The sequence below is a fragment of the Chryseobacterium culicis genome (assembly GCF_002979755.1).
GTDB lineage: Bacteria > Bacteroidota > Bacteroidia > Flavobacteriales > Weeksellaceae > Chryseobacterium > Chryseobacterium culicis_A.
In genome coordinates, this window is sequence record NZ_PCPP01000001.1 from 357,661 (window position 1) to 381,017 (window position 23,357).

Here is a 23,357-nt window from a genome sequence, read left to right on the forward strand (position 1 = left end):
AAATTAAAGGTTATGAAAAAACTTTTAAATATTGGATTTTCAGTATTCGTGTTTGGCGTGCTTCTGGTTTCGTGTAATGATGATGATTACCATACCATCGAGTCTATTGATAAAATCAAAATAGACAGCGTAAAAATGGTTAATGATACCATGAGCGTTTTTGCGATACAGAGCATAAAGACTTATTCCACCTATCCGTCCCACTGTGAGGGTTTTTACGGATATGATTATATTTACAATAATAACCTGGAAAGAACAGTTACTTCCTATAAATATATCACTAACGGACCTTGTAAACAGGGAAATTACGTAGGAGTGAATCAAATCAATTTCAGCCCGCAGAAAAAAGGTACTTATACTTTTAAATTCTGGAATGGAGGAAATAATTGGATTACCAAAACAATTGTAGTAGAATAATGAGGTTGACTTTTGTATTGTGTTTATTGGCAGCTCAGGCTGTATTCGGACAGAAAATTACATGGCAGGAAGGTAAAAGACTGACTTGGGATAATTTCAAAAGTCCGGTCAGTAAGAAAAAAAATCCGGATGTAGCAGCGTATACCCATTGTGGATGGGAATTTTATTCTGTAAAATCTTCTGATCCAAAGGCTCCGGTTACGATGACGATTAAAACCGTTTTTCATGAAGAGAAATCCTGGAAGGATGCCAAAAGAATGGATGATTATATCCTGCTGCATGAACAAAAACATTTTGATATTGCAGAATTATTTGTGAGAAAGTTTAGAAAAGCAGTTGCTGAAAAAATTAAAAACTCAGGAGACTACAACAAATATTTCAAAGCAATTTATGACGGGATATCGGATGAGTATAAAAACTTCCAGATGGCCTATGACAGGGAAACCCGTCATGGAATTGATAAAGAAAAACAGTCCGAATATAACGATTCGATTGCTGAACAATTAGACAACTTAAAAAGCTATCAAGCCTTTGAAATTCCTCAATAAAATCATCCACGAACTGCTGGCGCAAAACACGGATCTTTCTGCGTTTAACATCATTCTGCCCGGAAAACGTCCCATTGTGTTTATCAGACAGATTCTGGAAGAAAATAATTATTCAGGGTTTCTTCCCAACTTTTTTACGATTGAGGAACTCATCAATACAATTGCCGATCACCAGCCGATTCAGGGTATTCCGCTGTGGCTTTTCTCTTTTGATGTCTATAGAAGCCTGAATCTTATTCCGAGAGATGATTTTTCAGATTTTCTGAAATGGTTTCCTACATTGCAGAAGGACTGGGATGATATTCTCAAATTCTCAGACAGTGATCAGGCGGTATTACAGTATATGTTTGATGAGGAAAGGATCAAAGAATGGGCTCAGGATCTTGGTGAGGATGATGATGTCCCAAGAAAGAAATTCCTTAATTTCTGGCAGAATATGAATGTTTTTCTCCCTGTCCTCAAGGAGAGACTGCAGGAAAAAAACTGGGCTACTTCCGGAATGATCCATGAAGCTGCTAAAGCCAAGATTGTTGATTTTGCCAAAAATACCAAAGAAGAGTTTATTTTTTGCGGGTTCAATGCCTTTACTCCGGTAGAGGAAAAGTTGGTAAGGAGTCTTTTGCAGTGGAATAAAGCCCAATGTTTCTTTCAGGCAGACCGCTATTATTTCGATGATGAAAGGCAGGAAGCCGGAAAATTTCTTAGAAATCATAAAACATGGAAAGAGTTTGATGATAACAGAGCTTTCCAGTGGATAGAAGATGATTTTAATCAACCTAAAAAAATTAAGGTATACGAAGTGTCCGGGAATGTAACCCAGACTAAAGTATTGCCTGAGATCTTTAAAGAAATCAATAATAAAACTTATTCCAATACTGCGGTAGTACTGCTGGATGAAAATCTGCTTCCGGCAAGTCTTGATGTGATGCATGGTGTTGATAATTTGAATATTACAATGGGATTTCCATTAAAAAACTTATCATTCTCCAATGCGGTAAAACGTCTTTTCTATCTGCAGAAACAGCTGGAAAAAAATAAATCCTCCTACTATTACAGAGATGTTTTTCCGATTCTGGAAGAACTGCCAAAATCTGTGGAAGACGAGCTTATCATCAATGAGTTTAAAGCCAAAGTAGAAGAGAGGAATATTGTGTATATCTCTCATAAGCTTTTGCATGAACTGCTGAGCGGACTGTCTTATTATGGACTTCTTCAGAAAGCTGCCAGTACCAATATCTATCTGGATATGCTTATTGCGTTCTGCCAACAGGTGAAATGGCTTGAAATAGATGATATTCAGTATGAGAATGTCTCTCACTTTGAAAATGCGTTCAGAATTATCAAAAATCAGCTTACTCCATACAATATTGAAATCAAAATGGAAACGCTGGAAATTCTGATCAACCAGCATATCAATTCTGAAAGTATTGACTTCCAGGGAGAGCCTTTGAGAGGACTTCAGATCATGGGATTGCTGGAAACCCGTCTTCTGAATTTTGAAAACGTTATCCTGCTTTCCGTAAACGAAGGAAAACTTCCCCTTGGAAACTCCCAGAATACTTATATTCCTTTTGATATCCGAAGGTTCTTTGATCTTCACACCTTCCTTGAGAATGACAGCATTTATGCCTATCACTTTTACAGATTGATTCAGGATGCGCAGAATGTACATTTGCTGTACAATGCTTTAAGCTCAGGAGTAAATACCGGTGAGAAAAGCCGCTTTATTACTCAGATTGAAATGGAGAGTTCTCATGATATTGAACACCTGATTATTGAAAATTCTTCCGAGCCTATTGCTACCAAACCCATCGAAATCATCAAGACCCAGACTGTACAGGAACGTCTTCAGAAATGGAAGGAAAAAGTATCTGCTTCCCACCTTACAAGCTATCTCTATAATCCTATTGATTTCTACCTTTCCAAGATTTTAAATACTTCGGAAACAGATGAAATAGAAGAAGAATTGTCAATAAAGAATTATGGGAATTTAGTGCATTATTCACTTCAAGAAGTGTATGAGGTGTTAAAGGGTAAGGTTTTAAAAGAAAGTGATTTAAGTAATTCAGTTAAAGCGATAGATCAATATATAAATATTGCTATTGAGAAGCTTAAGCATCAGCCGGAATTCTATGAAAAAGGGATGAACTATATTCATAAAGCCATTGCTAAAAAGGTAATTGAAAATGTTCTTAATCATGATCTTGAGCTGATAAAACAGGGGAACAAACTGGAAATAATTGATATTGAAAGAAGGTTTGAAAGCATAGATTTTGCTCTCGATGGGAATGATAAAATTTCTTTCTTCGGATTCATTGACAGAATTGATAAACTTAACGGTACATTAAGAATTATTGATTATAAAACAGCAAAGATTAAAAACCTTAATGTGAAAATTGATCAGGATAATGTAGACGAATATTTCCATAACAGCGACAGAAAGCAGGCGCTTCAGCTTTGTATTTACCATTACGTTGTACAGCATCTTCCCGAGTTTTGGGGATTCCCCATTGAGACTGGGATATGGAGTTTTGCCGATGCTAAAAAGGGAATGGTTTCCCTGCAGTTTGACAAAGGGGATATTGATGATGCCATGAAATCTGTCAAAAGTCTTATTCTTGAAATCCTGAATCCGGATATTAATTTCGTAGAAACAATAAAAACATATTAAAATAATTTAATTTTAATGGAGCGTATATCTGTGTTTATTCTTCATGGATAGGCTGAAATAGAATTATTTACTTTGTTGATAGTGCCGATAATACGAGTCTTTTTTTCTGTACCTTTACTTCTTAATAACCCTTTAAAGTTTCAACAGGATACACAAAGAATTATAATGAAAAAAAAACTGATATTTTTAGCTATTGCATTTCCTTTTATTGTCAAATCTCAGAAAAAAAATGATTCTCTGAATATCGCTCTTCAGAAGGTAACCAAAGACACTAAATTTGGTCTGGCTCTCAGTGGTGGCGGAGCGAAAGGATTTGCCCACATTGGAATTCTGAAAATGATAGACTCATTGGGAATCAAAGTAGATTACATTACGGGAACCAGTATGGGAGGAATCCTTGGAGGTTTATATGCAATGGGATATAATGCTGACCAGTTGAAGCATACAGTCTACAAAATGGACTGGAACAGGATTTTGAGTAATAAAATTCCTTACAGTAAAGTTAATATCAGCGAAAAAGACGAATACGATAAATATATTCTGGAATTTCCCGTAGTGAAGGGAATTCCTACACTTCCAAGCTCTTATATTGAGGGGCAATACATGGGTGAAGTACTGAATACACTTACCTTTAATGCCAAACACATCAATGATTTCAGTAAACTAAGAATTCCCGTTCAGCTTACTTCATCCGATATTGAAAACGGAGGTCTGGTGATGCAGAAAGAGGGTTCTTTACCTTTAGCTATTCGTTCCACATTGGCTATTCCTGCAGCTTTTGCTCCCGTTTATATTGATGGGAAACTTTTGGTAGATGGCGGATTGGATCGTAATTATCCTGCGAATGAGGTTCGTGAGATGGGTGCGGATTTTGTGATCGGAGGGTATACCGGTTTCAGGCTATTTACGAAAAAAGAGATTGAAAATCCAATGAAGATGATTTATCAGACGCATGCCATCCGTTCTGTGGAAGATTTTAAACATCAAAAGGAGCTCTCTAACATCCTCGTAGACTTTGTGGATCCATTGGGAGAGATTACAACGAAGGATTTCGCCAAATTCAGAAAGATCATCAGAATAGGAGAGATTGAAGCGAGAAAGCACCTTCCTGAGTTTGTAGCTTTGGCTGAAGCTCAAAGGAAACTGGGTATTAAGTATGAGCATACCATGATTGAAGAGGTAAAACTGCCTACGACACAATTTACTTTTAACGAAGAAGATGGAACTCCTATTGCCGATGCTGCAGAGATTGAAGTACTGAAAAGGCAGATGGGACTTACAGAAGGGAAGTATTACGATGCAAAAACAGTTAACGAAGCCATAGACCGTGTTTTCGGAATGCGCCAGTATGTAAAGGTGTATTATACTTACACGAACGTAAATGATGGTCTTGTAATGAATGTTTTTGTGAAAAGAGCGAAAAAAGGAGCATTTAAACTTGCCTTGCACTATGATACAGAACAATCCGTAGGAATTATTGTCAATTATACTTACAGAAACATTCTTCTGAACAGATCCCGATTTTTGGCAACAGTGGATATTTCAGAACGTTTCAAAGCTAAACTTGCTTACCAGCAATTCTTAGACAGCGGAGAACGTTTATGGCTGGATCTGGAGGCGAAGATGGTTCATCTTAAAAGTAATGATTTGAATTTCAGACTTTATGATGTAAATGGAGACGGGAGTGACAGCTTTCCTAACCATATGTACCGTAATATAACCGGAAAGATTGCACTGAATTATAATGTCAGTCCAAACGCTTATGTATCGTTGGGAACAGAATTCAGTACAGAAAGAATGTACAGTTTACTGGATAAAGTAGACCAGTCAAAAGTAGATAACTACAGTAAGAAACTATACAATCATAGTAATTTCAATACTTTTCTGAAATTTGAACAGAATAATCTCAATAAAAGATATTTTACCACAAAAGGGAACCATCTTCAGGTGAGTACAAGGTTTTATTATGGTGACAGATATCAACTTTATGATCTGAATACAGTACAGCCTCTTCTTTATCTGATTCTTAACCCGAAAGACCCTTATTATTATGAGCCTAAAAACCTTGTTTCATTTACTTTAAATGAGAATTTTTTCTATCCTATCACAAGAAGGCTGACGGTAAAGGCCAATGTGTTTTTGGGAGCAAGTTTCAGTGCTAAGAAAGAGGGGCAGGTTCCGTATCTATTCCTGAACCAAAAGTATAATCTGGGAGGAAGTGAATATAATTATGATCTGCTAAGTCCTGAATTCAATGGTCTTCGTCAGAAAGAGCTTCCTATGACTTCGGTAGCGAAGGCGGGCCTATCATTTCAGTACAGAATTATGAAAAAACTTTACCTTACCCCTTCGTTCAGTTATGGAAAAGTGAGTCAAGAACTTTCTCCTTTTAATGATAGTTTTGATATGTTTGGGTATGGACTGAACCTTGGATATGAATCTCTTATTGGACCTATCAGTCTGAATGTTTCCAGAAACAGCCAGCTTGATTTTTCAAGGATTTATTTCAGTATTGGGTTCAAGTTTTAAAGAATAATTGAGAGTAATTTAGAAAGTATTAAAAATCCTTTTATCTAAACCGTCACTTTAGATAAAAGGATTTTGTTTATTAAGATCAATTATTTATTCTGTTTTTAATCTATTTTCTGGGGATCTCCGGTCTTGGCATTTTATAGTAGCTTCCGGACATACTTTTTAAAAAGGAAACAATAGCATCCATTTCCTGTTCATTCAAATCTAAAGGTTTTATCAGATGATCGGTTACCGGAAAATTAGGATCAGCTTTCTTTTCTTCGGGGGTAGGATTAATCATCTGCATGCCGCTGTTGTATAAGCTGACAACCCCATGCAGATCGTCCATCAGTCCGTTATGCATCCATGGCGCGGTATAGTTAAGATCTCTCAGAGAAGGAGTTTTAAATTTCCCTGTATCATCTGAGTTTTTGGTGATATGATACAGCCCAAGATCCTCATATTCCCGTTTGTAGTAGGTAAGTCCTATATTGTGGAAGGATTCATCTGTAAGATTTTTTCCGTAGTGACAGTTCATACATCTTGCTTTAGTCCGGAATAGATGCATTCCGTAAATTTCCTTGTCACTCATCGCTTTATAATCACCTTTCAGGAATTTATCCAGTTTGCTGGGCTGGCTTCTGATTGTTCTCTGGAAAGTTGCCAGAGCTTTTGCTATTTTGTCAAATGTAATTTTATCAGATTGATATACTTCTTTAAACAGTTGTCTGTACTCTTTAAGTTTCGATAGTTTTCCGGCAAGTTTCTCAGGTTTCATATTCATCTCGTTATGAGCAGAAATAGGTCCTACAAGCTGTTCTTCCAATGTTTTAGCTCGTCCGTCCCAGAAATAAGAATGACGGTCTGCAATATTATAAAGAGACTGTGTATTTCTTTTTCCCTGCAAATGGTCTGTTCCCAATGCTACTTCCTGGCCGTCTCCCCAACCCAGTTCAGGATTGTGGCAGCTGCTGCAGGATACCTGGCTGGATGATGACAGTTTAGGATCAAAAAATAGCTTTTCCCCCAGCATTACTTCAGGAAGTTCCTGAGTGTCATAATAGTTGGAATCCCAGTCTATAGCCTCAAATTCTTTCCAGCTCACTTCTGCATCCACTGTGGGTTTTGGCCAGAATTTTACAGGTTTTTTATATTGTTCTACAGTTTCTCCATAATCCACCCTGTACTTTTGAAAAGTATGCTGCATAAAGAAAAGGGAAATTCCCCCGAGAACTGCGACTAATTTAAGATCTGAAAATTTTATCATAATATGTTTAAAAAATACTTCCTATACTGACTGCCAATAAAGTATTGCTGCCAGTTTTAAAATTACTGTACATGATCTTGCCTCCTACAAAAGCATTTTTAACAACAGGAAAGCTGAAATGAAAATGAATATCAAGTTTTGCCTGCCAGAAATCTGAAGACTGAAAAGCATAGTTTTCCTGAAGCATACTATTGATGGCTGGTTTTCCTGAATTATTGAACAGAGCATTCTTTTGATAAACATTGGTTGCTGAAAGCCCTGCTACTACAGAGAGTGCCTGTTGATGATTGAAGGTTTTCAGCCATTGATAATCTGCTCCATACATAAGTTTACTTAATTCTATTCTTGATGCCGGACTGCTGTATTTTTCTTTTTCCTGAATCCATTCAAAAAAGGGAATTAAAGATGATTTTGTTTTTTCATTGCCCATTTGGATAAGGCCTTTAAAAATTATACTGTTGATCTTGTGATTGTATTTTTCGACACTTCCAATCTGAATATAATTTCTTGAGTTCTCATTCAGGAACAGGTTTTCAGTTCCTTTTCTTTCTGTGCTGTTTCCTTCAGCGGAAATTCCCCAGACTGTTTTTCCGGAGTTAAAGAATTTTCCGGCTGAAAAGGTAAACTGCTGTTCATTAATTTTTGAGGCATTGAGATCTGCATATTCAGTCAAGAGTTTATCAAGGTTGAACTTTTTAATACCCATATTCAAATACCAGTTTCTGCTGTCAGCTTCAAAAATTTGTAAACCTCCTCCATAAGACCAGCCTTCGTAATAAGCCTGGCGCAGTTTTCCGGAAAGCAGTTCATTGTAATTTCCGAGTCCGCTCATATTATAGATCATAGGATATCCCTGATTGCTGACAAAGCTCAGATAATGTTTTTGAGTATATTTTTCAGCATTTGCGTATGCTCCAACTCTGAATTTCCCGAGTACCAGTTTATCAGCTCCCATTACCAAAGAAAAATGAGCTGCTGTATTTTTCGGTCGCGGGTCAATATCCCGATAACTCAAAGTTGCCTGATAGCTTCCTGTAATCCCCAAAGTATAGGTATTGATTTTTTTGGAATAGCCTCCTGAAAAACTGTAGTTTTCAAATTTCATATCTCCGCCTACACTGTCCGCTGCTACATAAGGATAGATAAGGTCATAATCTGAATTTTCGTTCCATACCACCTGCTTATTTTTCCCCTGTGTATAGGAAGCATTGCTCCATACAGCTGTTTTATCATCGAGCTTCTGTAAGCTGTAAACTTCTGCGCCCCACAGGTTTTTACCTCTCCCTTTTTGTTGCAGCTGACTGGGAGTATTGCTTTTTTCAGTAAATACATTAAACGTTGTGATGCTGTGTTTTCTTGCTGCGTTATAGCTGGCTGGATTGAGAGTAATACTGTTTTTAATAAGCCTTTCAAAGCTATATTCTTCGCGTACTTTCTCTATGATGGTATCATTGATCTGAGCATGCAGTTTTACACCTGAAAAGGAAATCAGCACGATGGATATGGAAAGAAAATATTTCATTTTAATTAAATAAAGATGGCTTTACACCATGTTCAAAGTCTGTTGTGGAGTTGTTGGTATCTTTAAGAATATTTTTACCCTCCATTGTTTTCCCTGTTACTTTTCTGCGTACAGCTTTTCCGAAACGATTTTTATCACCGTCAAAAGTGGTTACGGAAGTCCATCCCATATCTAAAGAAGGGGAAGTTACCTGCCATTGGAATGAATCCTGTACGCTTAAATTAACAGCATCTGTGATCCATTCATTAGGGATTTTAACTGCAGTTCCGTCCATAGGATATACATCACCGTTGATGGTAAGGTTGTAGGTATATGTATAGGTGTTTTGGGCAACTAATGCTTCATGAGTCATTCCCTGTGGCATACGTGCCAAAGCATAAGCATAATATCCTTGCGTATGAATTACCATTTTTTCAAAAACATTCACCATTTTCGGAACGGCAGGATTGTCAATGTCATCAGAGTCTTCCTTGAAAATCTGGAAATTGGCATTGGAAAGATTAATGGATGAAGGATTAAAATCTTTATGATTAATGGCATCTTCAGCGATAATAATTGATTCTCCAGCTTTTACAGGATACATCGTTCCGTTTCCCGGAATTCTGATGATAGCACCTGCAGATAGAGTAGTTGCCATGATATTCGGGCTGTAATCCTGTTTTTCATTGGTCATGAAACTGGATTGTATCAGAAGCATACCATCTGCATACAACGTTTTATCTGTATTATTGGTGATTTTAAAATACTGGTCACCAAAGTACATTGCTCCCTGTGGGGTTTTGGTTCCGGTAAAGAAGATTTCTTCAAGAATAAGATCACTGCTGTTGCCAGATTTCAAGGCAAGTTCCAAAGTTTTACTGGTTTCACTACCATTGATGACCATTCCATTCTGTACACCGGAAACTTTAGCTTCTATCGAGCTGGAATTGTCAGCATACACTATACTTCCTTCTGCAGTAATGTTGTAAGTTCCTGAAGGAAGTACAACCTGCAAAACGTTTGTGTTTTTAAGTTCCTGAGTGATGGTAAATCCTGAATTTAACTCTTTGAAACTTATCGTAAGATTTTTGTATTCTTTAACCTGAATATTTTCGGGGATTATTTTAAGTTCCAGTTTTAATGAAGTTTTTGCTTCAAGAGCTTCATTCGAATCTGAAGAACAGGCTGTAATAGCCATCACTGTACACAATATGAACAGTGTTCTTAATACATGTTTTAACATAATTTATTGAATTGAAATTGTTTATAAATTGAAATTGATTTCCATTCCGAAGTAAGGATCGTATGCTCCTTTTCTGTTAATGGTGAATCCATTGATATTGTAAGGGGTATAATAACTGAATAACCTGTTCGCAAACATGGAGACCACAACCGTTTTATTTCTGAAGCTTTTGGTTACTTTCATATTGAGGTTCATTTCCATAGGTCTTCTGGAAGTATTGTATAGATCCTCATTCTGAGCGATAATCAGGCTTTCCAGAATTGTTCCTTTTACAGAATCCGTGTTATAAGGGAGAACAGTACCATTCTGATCCACATAATGACTGGGAATTCCGTTCATAGGAAGTACTTTCCTCATAGAATACCATGAAAACTGGAATGATGAAGAAAAAACAAGATCCAGACGTGGAATATAGGTATCCATCATCAGATTGGTATTCAAAACTTCATTCACCGAATTAGGCTCCATTCCTTCATATAATCCCAGATAAGGATAAGGTCTTCCGTTGATCAATAAATCTCTTCCTCTGTATACGGGCTGACTGTTTCCATATTTTGTGCGGAACCAGGCTCCGTTTAAAGTAAACCTTGTGTTGATCACGGGGATTCGGTTGGAGGAATATTGAAATTCAACACCTTCTTTGTCTACTTTGCTTCCATTTCGTTGGGTGGCATAAAGAAAATTTTCATTCACTGTCTGGTAAGGAAGGGTATTCACATCCGGCGGAGAAGTGATAGCATCATGATTCAGTCCTGAAGTGTCATATTTTTTATACTGATACAAAGCATATTCATTCATGGAACGGAATGCATTGCGCATATTTTCCTTAAACACCGTAACAGACAGCTGATGTGCTCCTAGACTGAAATCAACCCTTGCTTCAAATTTTTCATTTACAGCAGGTTCTATGTTCGGATTCTGAGGGTCGTAAATCAGGGTTTTATAATTAATTCTTCTGTAGTTTGGGTTATTATGAAAATAATTCAGCTGCTGGATATCTTTATAAATGAGTTCCGGATACAGAAGATTGAGATCAGGGAAGAGACTCTGCTTACCATATCCTAATGTTAACGCTAAGGTTGCTTTTTTATCCATCCAATCAAAAGAAGGAAGTTCCCACTGGAAGTTTGCTCTTGGGTCTGCATATAATTTTCCATTCATTTTGAAATGAGAAGGAAGATTCATCATAGTGTTTCCTCTTAATCCCAGTGCCAGAATAAGGGTATGTCGGCCCGCATGTAATGAGTTTACAGATTCCAGAAACAATGCAGAAGTCATATAGACCGGAATATCCCGGTAAGCCCGCGGCCTGAATGTGGCTTTGGGATCAATCGGTCTGTAGACGTCAAATAACTGTCCTTTCCCCCAGTTTTTACTCATTTGCCAGTCAAATCCTACATTGAACTCATGCGTTACCGATTTATAGTTGATCTGGAAGTTATTAACCATTTTGACAAACAGATCGAGAGGTTTTCCGTCTACTGTATAATTTGAGATGTAACGGGGTTCTGGGTAGTAACCATCGTATTCTCCTTCGTGTGTGGATAAAGGAAAGGCCATTGCGTTTTCCAGTTGAATAAATTTGGTCTGCTTTATTTTGTCGAATCTTTGGTTGGCGGTTGCCTGAATTTCCGTTGAACGGTAAAATGACGGTTCATTTTTAGTGTAAGTGAATAAGTTGGAAAGACTCAAAAAGTGGTTATTCACCTCATAAGAATTGAGTTCAGACAAATCTATATCAGGATCCGACTTTGAACCATCCAGTGAACCTGTATAACTAAGGTTGCTTTGCCACTTAGCCATTCCGTGATCCCATTTTTTCTCTTTTATGACAGCGAGATGAGCGGTTATCCTTTTATAGCTTTCAAGGCGGTCTCTTGGGTCAGTTTTTGCATTCAGATAGTCCAGGCCTGCATTGATTTTTAGGTCACTTTCTTTATTTTCAAAACCTTTACTCATTGCAAAAAGTTTACTGTAGCCGTCTGCTTTAAATCTGGCTTTCCATTTTGTATATCCGGATTTATTTGTGATTTTTACAATTCCTGAAGTCAGATTTCCATAGATTACAGATGGTATTCCACGAAGTACTTCCACACTTTCAATCTGATCTGTAGAAATCGTTCGCATATCTACACCGCTGGTTATGTTAAGTCTTCGCTTGAGCCCATTATTGGTTTTATCTAAAAAATCATAAGAATACTGCAGATTGGCATTGGAATTTAAAGGAGCTCCATTAACCAAAAAAGTAGTTCCCATTGAGGACGTATTGTAATCTGTACCAGGTCTTCCCGTTTCACGGAGACTGATGCTGTTAACCTGATTAAGAAGCGGATCATTTGATCTTCCACCGGGAAGAAGCTCCAGAAGATCAGAAAAGCTTGACGGCTGCAAATGCTGCATTGCCCGCTGGTTGATGATAGAGGAGGAGGTAAGTCCTTTCCCTTCTTTAGCGGTAATCACAACTTCTTCAATGGTATTGACTTTCTCCAGAAATTGGAGGGTGAAAGTTTCAGCCTTTGTCACAGATATTTTACCCGAATGTCCTAGAGCCCCATTTTTCCATATTTCAACTTGATATTTTCCAGGAGAAAGAAGAATTGAGGCTGTTCCTTTTTCGTCAGTAGCTATTGAATAGGTGTTTTCATGAGCAAAAATCTTGATTTCAGAACCTTTTTCTAAAGGCTGATCCTTGATTTTTATTTCAAAATTGATTGGGAACTGTAGATTTTGGGACTTGACTGCTGTAATCGTAATGATAAAAATAAGAAAACTGAAAAATCGGAGCCTCAAAGGAAGTCGGGAGTCATTATGTACCATCTGGCATTATTCTTTCGGCAAAAGTAACAGGCTCAGAATAAGATTACTAATTTTATTTAGAATAATTTAAAATAAATGACAAGAATCATTTATGTTATTGTAAGAAGTTTTTTGCGAAAAATTAAAATTGGATGATGTAATATGATTATTAATAGTGAATTACATAATTTTATGTTATTTTGAAACTGATTTATCTCCAATTATTTTTTGTGGAGTTATCGGGATTGTTGTGATATAAAAAAGCACTTCATTGCTGAAGTGCCAAAAATTAACTTGAAATGAGATATAGAAGAGTGATTGATTTTACAGTTTTACTTTTTTATTAATGACTTTTCCATTGGAAAGCGTGATTTGTACCAGATATACACCAGGATCAAGATTTCTGGATTCAAATACCGGTTTATTAACTTCCTGCTGAACGACCAGGGCGCCGGAAATACTATAGATGCGGATGTTTTTAATATCATTGCTGGATTTAGCTACAATTTGTTGCCTTTGAGTATAAATATCAGTACTGTTTTCCGATGATAATGTACCTCCGACTGCTTTACTGAACTGAAGATTATAGTAGGGTGTAACAACTTCAAATAGATAATTTTTGTTTTCCATATCCTGAATGTTGATTCCTCCGGCTTCATGATATTGTTTTTGAGAAATACTTTTAACAAGAGTTTTATTTTCATCAAAAATATTCACAGCAGTAAGTTCATCCTGATTTACTTTTAATTGTAAAACCGATGCATTCATAGATTGTACGATCTCGTTTTCTGCAACTTCCTTAGGAGTATTTTTGATATATGGAATTATGGTATTTTCATTGTTTTCCGATACTTTAAGCAGATAGACTCCGTCTTTTAGACTTGATAAACTGCTGTAGTCCCCAGCCATTCTGCTCTGTGCTTTTTCTTTATTGAAATCTGTAATTTCTACCAACTGCATGGTTCCCAGCTCCGGTTTGATTTGTGAAGACAGGAAGGAAGGTTTTTCAGTAGTTGTTTCTACCGACTGTTTGCCGAAAATTGATCCTGCAATAGCCCACTCATTAAGAAGACCGCCGCTTCTCAGCGTATTGAACTTGGCATTGGAGGCTAATGTAAATGGCAGAATTCCCCCTACATGACCGAGTGGTCCCCAGTAAAAAGAATCCAGTTTATATTTATTCAGATCCCACCATGGATAATATCCACGTTGAACTTCAATGGTTTTAGAAGTATTTTCAGGCGGAATAGCAAGATCTATCGTAGAATGTCCTAATGTCATGGGAGTTTTATTGTACCAATCATACACATCCTTTGGTTTCATACAGAGTCTGAGCTTATTATTGGGATTATTGGTAACATCATTAACAAAGCTTGTGGTAAAGAGTTTTCTCCATAAAACAGGACCCCATAACAAACCTCCGTTATCTTGAATAACATGGTAGTTGTACTTATCGAGATATTCTGCAGAAATAACTTCTGAAATGTCGTTATTGTAGGTTTTATATCCTGTATTGTTGCAGGTATGAAGAACATTGGCAAGGAATGAGGTAAAAGGGTAAATATCCTTCTCCAAAACTCCTTTATTTAAAGTAACTCCGGAGAAATCATAAGGCCCGTCTCCCATATAGGCATATTTGAATTTGATATTGTTGGGATTCGAAATACTTAATCTTTTTAATGTTGACATTGCAGCATGAGCGCCTTGGGAGTATCCGGCTAAGAAATATTCATCATAACGTTTAATGCCTAATTGTCCCAGAACTTTGTTGGCAGCAGTAATAAAATCAATGGTAGCTCCAGCTTCTGTGGCATAATCTACATAAGGGTGAGTACCTTCTCCAGTTCCCATCCCTACGTAGTCGGGTGCCATCAAAATATAACCGTTGAGTACATAAGATAGTTCAACAACAAATCCTGCTGTTAAAGCCCCTTTAAAATTAGAAGGTACATTATTTCTGCTGTCTGTGGTTCCATGATCCGACACAACTGTTGAGAGCTTGAAGGGTACATTAGGGTACATAAGCAATCCGGTGGCTTTTACAAGAATATTATTTTCGTTTTTGGTGTAATAGGTAATCTTGTAACCTTTGAGGCCAATATTAAAACTATTGAGATAGTTGGAAAATTCCGGGCTATTCTGGTCTCCAAGATTATTGGCTATAAAATTGATGACTCCCTGTGGGGTTAAATCCAGTTTCTGTTCGGCACTTACAACATCACCAGCCTGCTGGGCAAAGTAAAATGGTGCTGTAAGACTTAGTAAAAAAGTTGTAATTTTTCTCATATTGTTTGTTTTTGTTTGGTATTAAGGTAATAATTTCAATAAAACAACAAAAACTTTAGAGTATCAATAATTATTCAGTGAATATCAATTCTCTGCAAAGTGAGTAAAATAAAAGAGTCTGACCATTGGCCAGACTCTTTATTTCTATTTTTATCTTTTTTAGAAAGCGTTGATTCCTGTAATGTCTAATCCAGTGATCAATAAGTGAACATCATGCGTTCCTTCATAAGTGATCACAGACTCCAGGTTAGCAGCGTGTCTCATCATCGGGAATTCACCCATGATTCCCATACCGCCAAGAATCTGTCTTGATTCTCTGGCAATTTCAATAGCCATGTGTACGTTGTTACGCTTAGCCATAGAAATCTGAGCCGGAGTTGCCTTGTGAGCATTCTTAAGATTTCCTAACTGAAGGCATAATAACTGAGCTTTTGTAATCTCTGTTAAGAATTCAGCCAGTTTTTTCTGCTGAAGCTGGTAAGAACCGATTGGTTTTCCAAACTGTTTTCTTTCCTTAGAATACTGAACTGCAGTACAGTGACAGTCGATAGCAGCACCAATTACACCCCATGAAATTCCGTATCTCGCAGAATTCAGACAAGATAAAGGTCCTTTCAGTCCGGTTACTCCCGGAAGAAGGTTTTCTTTCGGTACTTTTACATTATTGAATACCAGTTCTCCGGTTTTGGAAGCTCTTAAGCTCCATTTATTGTGAGTTTCAGGAGTAGTGAAACCTTCCATTCCTCTTTCAACGATTAATCCCTGTACTTTTCCTTCCTCATTTTTTGCCCATACCACAGCGATATCGCATAGAGGAGAGTTGGTGATCCACATTTTAGCCCCATTTAAAAGATAATGGTCGCCCATATCTTTAAAATACGTTTCCATAGAACCTGGATCAGAACCGTGGTTCGGCTCTGTTAATCCAAAAGATCCGATCATTTCTCCGGCAGCAAGCTTAGGAAGATATTTCATTTTCTGTTCCTCAGAACCGAATTCATTGATAGGAAACATCACTAATGAGCTCTGTACCGAAGCAGCAGAACGTACTGCAGAATCTCCTCTTTCCAATTCCTGCATAATCAGACCATAAGAAATCTGGTCTAATCCTGAACCGCCATACTGAACCGGGATATAAGGTCCCAGCGCTCCGATTTTCCCCAATTCTCTCATAAGATTAGGTATATCTGTATGATTTTGAGCGGCCTGATCTATCTGCGGCATTACAAAACTTTCAACCCAGTCTCTTACAGATTGGCGGATTAGTTTGTGTTCTTCGGTAAGTAAAGCATCAATTCCATAATAATCAGGGATGCTTGTAAGAGGATAATATGACATGATTTTTTGATTTGGTTAAAAGTAACATTTTTCGTGGTGTCATGAAAATTTTTTTGAAAACTTATATTTCAGTTGGTTTTCAGACAGATAATGCCCTTTTTCTTTGTTTATAAGATAAATTCTTTATTTTATGACTCCTCATCATTGGAGATAGGATACTGATTGGTAGAGTTGTGAACCTTACTTTTAAATTTATAGAGATAGGGGGCTTTATTGGCTGAGCCGTCATACAGTTTTTCCATTCTGTCCAGAATATTTAAACTTAGAATTTTTCGCTGAAAATTATTTCTTCTGAATTTCTGTCCTAAAATAGTTTCATAAAGCGCCTGAAGGTCCTTCATTGTAAATTTTTCAGGAAGCAGGTTACTTGCTGCAACCTCTGTATTGATATTCATTCTCAGATATTCCAATCCTGTCTCTATAATTCTGTCATGGTCAAATGCCATTTTAGGCAGGTTATTTACCTCAAACCATTCGCAGCTTTCATTGAAGGCATCAGGGAAAGTGTCAGCCAGTGAAAAATCAATAAGGCTGCAGTATCCTACTGTAACGAAGCGCTGGAAAATCCAATGGTCTTCAGGAACAGTTATTCCTTTGTTTTTAAGGAGAATCTGATGAACGTTGTTCTCTGTACGGTCTATCCTTCCAAAGGTGTGAAACTGTTTCAAAAATAATCCTTTCAGATGCGTTCTTTCAAACAAAACCCTTTCAGCAGCTTCTCTAAGGTCTTCATCATTGAAAACAAAACCACCAGGAAGCGACCATAGATCAAGATCATGATACTTTAAAAGAAGAACTTTCAGAATGTTATTATGAAAGCCGAATATGGTGCAGTCAACAGAAATATGCGCTACGAAATCTTTTGTGTCAATGAGTTCCCGTAGCGTTTCTTTACTTTTTGTGTCTTTGATTTTCATGGCAGTAAAAATAAAACTATTTTCTATTTGTGACAGTAAAATATATAAAACTAATCACAAAAAGCAGAATTACAGAAGATAAGATGTATAATGGGTAATAATTCAACAGTTGCTTTTCAAACAAAACAGCCATAATAATAGAACTTACAGAGCTACCCAGAGAAGAAAAAATAACAATAAGAGAGGTGAAAAGATTGATCTTATCTTTATCTACTTGTGCAATCATTCTTGAATTAATCACAGGGTAGAGGGGTGAAAGGAACAAGCCAATTACCGGAAATAAAAAAAGCAAGAATCTGGAATCTTCAGAATCAAAATACTGTACACCCAGTATAATGATCAGCAAGGTGATAATAAGAGCCATACAAGTAGTATAATACCTGGGTAATGAGAATCTTTTGATAATATTGGCTGTAACCGTTCGCCCGGCATAAGAAAAAATGGATAGAAATGAAGTAGCCTGAAGTGCAAAAAAAGAATTGACTTTCAGATGGTTTTTATAAAAAGAAGGAAGCCATGAATTGAATCCCTGTTCTACAAAGACGATAAAAAAGACTACAGCTAAAAATAAAGCTACTGTAGGGGTGGTAAACCCTGATAATTCTGAGAGAATACTTTTGCTTTCCACAGGCTTAGACTCTACTATTTCTATCTTCGAAAGCAAAAAAATAGTCAATACAGATAATAAAGCAATCAGCAGAAAACCAAACTTCCAGAATTCCGAATACTGGCTGGAAATCACCCATCCAAAACCGGTATTCACTACGAAAATTCCGATCATAAAAGAGGCTTCTACATTATTCATGGTCTTTGCCAGAGATTTTTCATCCGAAATATTATTCCTTATAATCCCAAAAACACAGATTTTACCAATAGCGAAACAGGCTCCAATAATTGCAAACCATAGTTTATAAAACCAGAAAACTTTTACAAAAGGAAGAAGGCAGGAGCAGAATCCAACAATAGTCAGGGCTAAGATCAATGCTTTTTTAGGACCGGTTTTATTGATAAAGCTCACGGCAAAAAGCGAAATAAAAGCAATGGGTAAATCTTTAAAAGATTCTAAAAGCCCTAGTTCTCCATAGGTGATTTTCTCTTCTGCCAACTGCAGAATCACCAATCCCATACAGTTTAAAACCATTGAAAAAATGAGAAAGGTAAGTTTTAATGGGAGAGAAATTTTGGAAGGCTTGATGATCATTTTGGGAGATGAATTTATTAATTTTTTATGAAATTTTATGAAATATTGATGCGAAGATAGGGCTTCTAACCCTGAAAAATAAAAGAAAAATTAAAATATTTATGAATAGAATGTTAATTAATTAAAAAAAAATATATTTTTATTGTCTCAATTTGAGAATTAAACAATAACTGTATATGAATGTAAGAATATCAAGAAGCGTAGGAGTGGTTGCCGTCCTCTATTTTACGGCCAACTTCAGTGCCCAGACCAGCAAGGCGAAGGACACACTTGCGAAAGAAAACAAAATAGAAGAAGTGGTAGTCATTGGATATGGTACTCAGAAAAAGAGTAATGTAACAGGTGCTATAGCGAGTATTAAAGCCAGTGACATAGAAAACATTCCCTCTGGTAAGCCGGAACAGGTATTACAGGGAAGGGCGGCCGGTGTTTCTGTTGTTACAAACTCGGGACAGCCTGGTGCTGCTGCTACTGTACGTGTAAGGGGGATTACCAGTTTTGGAGCGGGAAGTAACAGTCCGCTATGGGTAGTAGACGGTATTGTTGTAGATAATATCGGATGGCTTAACCAGTCGGATATAGAAAGTATTGAAGTCTTAAAAGATGGTGCTTCTTCTGCCATTTACGGGGTCTCTGCTGCAAAAGGAGTAATTCTGGTTACCACCAAAAAAGGGAAAAAAGGAAAACTTACCCTTTCGTATAATGGGTTTTATGGTTTCTCAAATGCTTCTAAAAAGCTGGATCTCTTAGATGCTACGCAATATGCCAAAATTATCAATGAAGGTTTCGTTAATGATGGAGGAACCCCTAGGTTTACCAATCCGGAATCACTTGGAAAGGGAACCAACTGGCAGGATGCTATTTTCGGAACAGGGGAGAAATCTTCTCATGAGGTAAGCATTACCGGTGGTAATGAAAAATCAACCTACTATACATCCTTCGGATATTTTGATCAATCTGGTGTCGTAATGAGTGATATTTCCAATTACAAGAGAATCAATGCCAGATTTAATTCAACCCATAAAGTTACAGACTACCTGACGATAGGTCAAACCTTTGCTTATACCCATGTGAAGTCTCAGGGGATCAGCGCGAATGAAGAATTTGGAGGACCATTGGCTTCAGCGGTTAACCTTGATCCTACCACTCCGGTTGTTGTAACAGATTGGTCAATGGTAGATCCAAGTGGTTATACCAATCCTTATATTATCCGTGATTCTGAGGGACATCCTTATGGAATTTCCAGATACGTAAATCAGGAAATGACCAATCCACAGGCTTTCCGCTACCTGCAGCAAGGAAATTACAACTGGTCAGATGATTTCGTAGGAAATGTTTTTGCCGAGCTTAAATTTCTTGATCATTTTACATTTAAAACCAGCCTGAACGGTAAGAAATCCTATTGGGGAAGCCGTACTTATACTCCGAAATATTATTTAAGTCCGAATTATAACAATACCAGTTTCAATAGTCTGAATAAGGTGGATGAAAATAAATTTGAATGGAGTATGGAAAATACGTTGACCTATCAGAATAAGTTTGGAGATCATAATATTAACATTATGATAGGTCAGGGAGTTTACCGATATAATATTGCTGGTGGAACGAGTCTTACTTATAGTAATCTGCCTGTTGACAATTGGCAGGATGCTTCCTTCAACTTCAATATTCCACAAGATAATATCACTGCGACAGGATGGGACGGAATTCAAACCCGTAAAGCCTCTTATTTTGGTAGAATTATCTATGATTATGCAGACAAATACTTATTTACAGGAACCATTCGTAGAGACGGTTCATCAAAGTTTGCAACCAATCAGCATTGGGGAACTTTCCCATCTATGTCATTAGGATGGAATGTTCATAAAGAAAATTTCTGGCCGGAGAATAAAGTAGTTAATAATCTGAAGCTGAGAGGGGGTTACGGAGTGTTAGGAAATGATGAGATGGATAATTTCAGATTTGCAAGCTTCATGGTTTCAGGAAGTAACTATACCAACTCCGGAAATAATATTATCATTGGCTATGCGCCAAGTACATTAGAAAACCCTAATCTTAAATGGGAACAGACCAGCCAGCTGAATATTGCTGCAGACTTAAAATTATTCAACAATTTTACTTTAACTGCAGATTGGTACAAAAAGAAAACAACCGATATTCTTAGACAAATCAATATCCCAGGTTATGTTGGAGTTCCTAATTTACCTTGGTCAAACGTGGGAGATATGGAGAATACAGGGATAGAGATTGAACTGGGATACAAAAAGAATTGGGGGGACTTCGGAATCTCAGTTAATGGTAACTTCGCGACTATAAAGAATAGAGTTTTACGATTAGAAGATGATATTCAATATTTCAACCTGGCTTCTTTCCAGACTATGGGAGCTGTTTCCAGAGTAGAAGTAGGGCAGCCTTACGGATCTTTTTACGGTCAGACTTACAGCGGAGTATTCCAAAATCAGGCACAAATTGACAATTATGTGAATGGAAGCGGAGTAAAGCTATTGCCGAATGCAAAACCAGGAGACTTTATCTGGCAGGACAATAACGGAGATGGGTTAATTGATGATAATGATAAAGTAAACCTGGGAAGTTCTATCCCGAAATATACTTTTGGACTTACTGTGAATCTTAACTATAAGAATTTTGATTTGATGATGTTTGCACAAGGACAAGCAGGGAACAAGATTTTCCAGGGTTTAAGAAGACTGGATATGCTTGATGCCAATTATCAAACAAGAATTTTAGATAGATGGACAGGAGAGGGATCTACCAATGATAATCCAAGAGTTACCCGTAATGATCCTAACCATAACTATTCTTGGATGTCAAATTATTACCTTCAGAAAGGAGATTATGTACGTTTGAAAATTGTTCAGTTAGGGTATACCATTCCTCAGGATGTTACAAAACGTTTCGGAATGAACAAAGTAAGGCTGTATATCACAGGAGAAAACTTGCTTACTTTCACAAAATATACCGGATATGATCCGGAAATTGCAGGAAGAAATAATTCTGAACAGGACATTATTGGTGTCGACAGGGCTTACTATCCACAAGCGAGAACATTCCTTATAGGAGCTAATATTCAATTTTAATGATCAACAAAATGAAAAATAAGAATTTTATATATAAAGGACTTGCCGTTGCGTTTCTGACAGGTCTAAGTTTTACCAATATGAGTTGTAGTGATTCCTATCTGGATAATGTACAGAATTCAGGATCTTTTAATACTGATTTATATTTTCAAAATGAGCAGCAGTCTTTCAGTGCATTGGTTTCCGTATATGATATTTTAAGAAAATATTCAGGAGGATTTGAGAATACAGTTACTTTCTTTAATGCTGGATCTGATGATTTTTATTCAGGTGGAGGAAATTCCAATGATGGAGCAGGTATCCAGGGATTAAACAACTATATGATTAACCCGAATACCATGCCTGCCAGCTACTGGAGAGATTATTATCAGGGAATTGCCCGAGCTAATCTTCTAATAGAAAGAGTTCCGGGAGCTTCCATGAGTGAAGATCTTAAGAAAAGATATATCGGAGAAGCTAAAGTTCTTCGTTCTTTATATTATTTTGAACTATTAAGAATGTTTGGAAATATTCCTTTGATCCTTAAATCAGTGAAATTTGATGATAATTATTGGGATATTCCACAGGCTAAGCCTAGCGATGTATATACACAGATTGAAGGCGATATAAATGCGGCAATTCCTGATCTGATGATGACATCAAGTGGTAATGATAAAGGAAGGATTACCCAGGGGACAGCCAGAGCTATATTAGGCAAAATTTATCTTTATGATAAAAAAATGACTGAAGCAGCGGCTCAGTTTGCAGAAGTAAACGGTAATCCGGGAGGCACCAGCCAGTATGGGTATAAGCTTGTAGCAAATTATGCTGACTTATTTAAAGTTGGTCCGGAATTATCAGATCCTTACAAGTTCTCAACAGAATCGATCCTTGAAGTAATGCATACAAACAAAGGAAACTCCGATTGGGGATTCTGGGGTCAGGGAAAAGATGAAGGAAACTCTATTAATGTAATGGTAGGACCGCGTTCTTATTCATTAAAAAATATTCCAAATAATAATGCTCCTGATATCTATTCAGGCTGGGCATTTAATACCGTAACGGAGAACTTTGTTGCCTTTATGCAAGGCGACCCACGATTAAATGTAACTGTTTTCAACGCGAAAGAATTAGTGGCAAGTGGTAAAATTTCTTACAGTCCGGCTTTTGCTGATACAGGATATTTTTTAAATAAATATCTACCTACAAACGCTTTAAAAAGTTCACTTCCAGGTCCGGCAGAGCTAAATTTCCGCCAAAATTATATTGCGATAAGATTAGCAGATACCTATCTGATGGAAGCTGAAGCTTTAGGAGGTGCAGGAGGAAGAGCTCAAGCTTTGTTAGATGCGGTAAGAGCAAGAGTTGGTTTAGCATCAGTTCCTGTTTCTTTACAAGCCATTAAAGACGAAAGAAGAAGAGAACTTGCAGGAGAAGGACACAGATGGTTTGACCTTGTAAGATGGGGAGATGCTCCTTCTAAGCTTGCTTTCAAAGGGTTTGTAGCAAATAAAAATGAAATTCTTCCCATTCCGTTCAATGAATTGCCGAATACAGCTTTAAAACAAAATCCTGGTTACTAAC

The 23,357-nt window shown here is 37.1% G+C and carries 14 protein-coding genes; 6 read left to right on the forward strand and 8 right to left on the reverse strand.

Annotated elements, in window-relative coordinates; translation table 11 throughout:
• Nucleotides 1-12 precede the first annotated feature (12 nt).
• The 4 genes from CQ022_RS01745 to CQ022_RS01760 all read left to right on the forward strand — a co-directional run bounded on the left by CQ022_RS01745 (nt 13) and on the right by CQ022_RS01760 (nt 6,165).
• Nucleotides 13-417: a hypothetical protein gene (locus CQ022_RS01745; RefSeq protein ID WP_105682637.1), complete on the forward strand. Its 405-nt coding sequence runs from the start codon at nt 13-15 to the stop codon at nt 415-417.
• Complete coding sequence (locus tag CQ022_RS01750; protein ID WP_105682636.1) at nt 417-965, forward strand: DUF922 domain-containing protein; 549 nt, start codon at nt 417-419, stop codon at nt 963-965. Before CQ022_RS01745 ends, CQ022_RS01750 begins: the two co-directional genes overlap by 1 nt.
• A complete protein-coding gene (locus CQ022_RS01755; protein WP_105682635.1) occupies nt 949-3,636 on the forward strand; it encodes a PD-(D/E)XK nuclease family protein in 2,688 nt (895 codons plus the stop codon). The genes CQ022_RS01750 and CQ022_RS01755 overlap by 17 nt, the downstream gene beginning before the upstream one ends.
• A 165-nt stretch (nt 3,637-3,801) precedes the next feature.
• Nucleotides 3,802-6,165 carry a patatin-like phospholipase family protein gene (locus CQ022_RS01760; protein ID WP_105682634.1) on the forward strand — a complete coding sequence of 788 codons (2,364 nt, stop codon included), beginning with the start codon at nt 3,802-3,804 and terminating at the stop codon, nt 6,163-6,165.
• A gap of 109 nt (nt 6,166-6,274) precedes the next feature.
• On the opposite strand, the gene CQ022_RS01765 is transcribed toward CQ022_RS01760, so the two are convergent.
• From CQ022_RS01765 to CQ022_RS01800, 8 genes are all read right to left on the reverse strand, one after another.
• Nucleotides 6,275-7,414, reverse strand: a complete 1,140-nt coding sequence (locus tag CQ022_RS01765; protein ID WP_105682633.1) for a cytochrome-c peroxidase — start codon at nt 7,412-7,414, stop codon at nt 6,275-6,277.
• 7 nt (nt 7,415-7,421) lie between these two features.
• Nucleotides 7,422-8,936, reverse strand: coding sequence for a DUF6850 family outer membrane beta-barrel protein (locus CQ022_RS01770; RefSeq protein ID WP_105682632.1), 1,515 nt, complete (start codon nt 8,934-8,936; stop codon nt 7,422-7,424).
• A gap of 1 nt (nt 8,937) precedes the next feature.
• Nucleotides 8,938-10,158, reverse strand: coding sequence for a DUF4876 domain-containing protein (locus CQ022_RS01775; RefSeq protein WP_105682631.1), 1,221 nt, complete (start codon nt 10,156-10,158; stop codon nt 8,938-8,940).
• A 21-nt stretch (nt 10,159-10,179) separates the two neighbouring features.
• Nucleotides 10,180-12,975, reverse strand: coding sequence for a TonB-dependent receptor plug domain-containing protein (locus CQ022_RS01780; RefSeq protein ID WP_105682630.1), 2,796 nt, complete (start codon nt 12,973-12,975; stop codon nt 10,180-10,182).
• A 303-nt stretch (nt 12,976-13,278) separates the two neighbouring features.
• A complete protein-coding gene (locus tag CQ022_RS01785) occupies nt 13,279-15,240 on the reverse strand; it encodes a T9SS type A sorting domain-containing protein (RefSeq protein WP_105682629.1) in 1,962 nt (653 codons plus the stop codon).
• Between the two features lie 159 nt (nt 15,241-15,399).
• A complete protein-coding gene (locus tag CQ022_RS01790) occupies nt 15,400-16,578 on the reverse strand; it encodes an acyl-CoA dehydrogenase family protein (protein ID WP_105682628.1) in 1,179 nt (392 codons plus the stop codon).
• A gap of 128 nt (nt 16,579-16,706) precedes the next feature.
• Nucleotides 16,707-17,495: an NUDIX hydrolase gene (locus CQ022_RS01795; protein ID WP_105682627.1), complete on the reverse strand. Its 789-nt coding sequence runs from the start codon at nt 17,493-17,495 to the stop codon at nt 16,707-16,709.
• A 16-nt stretch (nt 17,496-17,511) separates the two neighbouring features.
• Nucleotides 17,512-18,696: an MFS transporter gene (locus CQ022_RS01800; RefSeq protein WP_105682626.1), complete on the reverse strand. Its 1,185-nt coding sequence runs from the start codon at nt 18,694-18,696 to the stop codon at nt 17,512-17,514.
• Nucleotides 18,697-18,872: 176 nt separating this feature from the next.
• Between CQ022_RS01800 and CQ022_RS01805 the strand changes: the two genes are divergently transcribed.
• Both CQ022_RS01805 and CQ022_RS01810 read left to right on the forward strand, forming a co-directional pair.
• On the forward strand, nt 18,873-21,794 hold the full coding sequence (locus CQ022_RS01805; protein ID WP_105682625.1) for a SusC/RagA family TonB-linked outer membrane protein: 2,922 nt from the start codon (nt 18,873-18,875) through the stop codon (nt 21,792-21,794).
• Between the two features lie 11 nt (nt 21,795-21,805).
• The gene (locus CQ022_RS01810) at nt 21,806-23,356 is read left to right on the forward strand and encodes a RagB/SusD family nutrient uptake outer membrane protein (RefSeq protein ID WP_105682800.1); all 1,551 of its coding nucleotides are present in this window, start codon (nt 21,806-21,808) and stop codon (nt 23,354-23,356) included.
• Nucleotide 23,357 lies beyond the last annotated feature (1 nt).

What these genes read in the sequence shown, in the direction of transcription:
- CQ022_RS01800 (WP_105682626.1), bottom strand. Translation starts at nt 18,696, where the DNA reads ATGATCATCAAGCCTTCCAAAATTTCTCTCCCATTAAAACTTACCTTT.
- CQ022_RS01795 (WP_105682627.1), bottom strand. Translation starts at nt 17,495, where the DNA reads ATGAAAATCAAAGACACAAAAAGTAAAGAAACGCTACGGGAACTCATT.
- CQ022_RS01770 (WP_105682632.1), bottom strand. Translation starts at nt 8,936, where the DNA reads ATGAAATATTTTCTTTCCATATCCATCGTGCTGATTTCCTTTTCAGGT.
- CQ022_RS01775 (WP_105682631.1), bottom strand. Translation starts at nt 10,158, where the DNA reads ATGTTAAAACATGTATTAAGAACACTGTTCATATTGTGTACAGTGATG.
- CQ022_RS01790 (WP_105682628.1), bottom strand. Translation starts at nt 16,578, where the DNA reads ATGTCATATTATCCTCTTACAAGCATCCCTGATTATTATGGAATTGAT.
- CQ022_RS01780 (WP_105682630.1), bottom strand. Translation starts at nt 12,975, where the DNA reads ATGGTACATAATGACTCCCGACTTCCTTTGAGGCTCCGATTTTTCAGT.
- CQ022_RS01750 (WP_105682636.1), top strand. Translation starts at nt 417, where the DNA reads ATGAGGTTGACTTTTGTATTGTGTTTATTGGCAGCTCAGGCTGTATTC.
- CQ022_RS01745 (WP_105682637.1), top strand. Translation starts at nt 13, where the DNA reads ATGAAAAAACTTTTAAATATTGGATTTTCAGTATTCGTGTTTGGCGTG.
- CQ022_RS01785 (WP_105682629.1), bottom strand. Translation starts at nt 15,240, where the DNA reads ATGAGAAAAATTACAACTTTTTTACTAAGTCTTACAGCACCATTTTAC.
- CQ022_RS01805 (WP_105682625.1), top strand. Translation starts at nt 18,873, where the DNA reads ATGAATGTAAGAATATCAAGAAGCGTAGGAGTGGTTGCCGTCCTCTAT.
- CQ022_RS01760 (WP_105682634.1), top strand. Translation starts at nt 3,802, where the DNA reads ATGAAAAAAAAACTGATATTTTTAGCTATTGCATTTCCTTTTATTGTC.
- CQ022_RS01765 (WP_105682633.1), bottom strand. Translation starts at nt 7,414, where the DNA reads ATGATAAAATTTTCAGATCTTAAATTAGTCGCAGTTCTCGGGGGAATT.
- CQ022_RS01810 (WP_105682800.1), top strand. Translation starts at nt 21,806, where the DNA reads ATGAAAAATAAGAATTTTATATATAAAGGACTTGCCGTTGCGTTTCTG.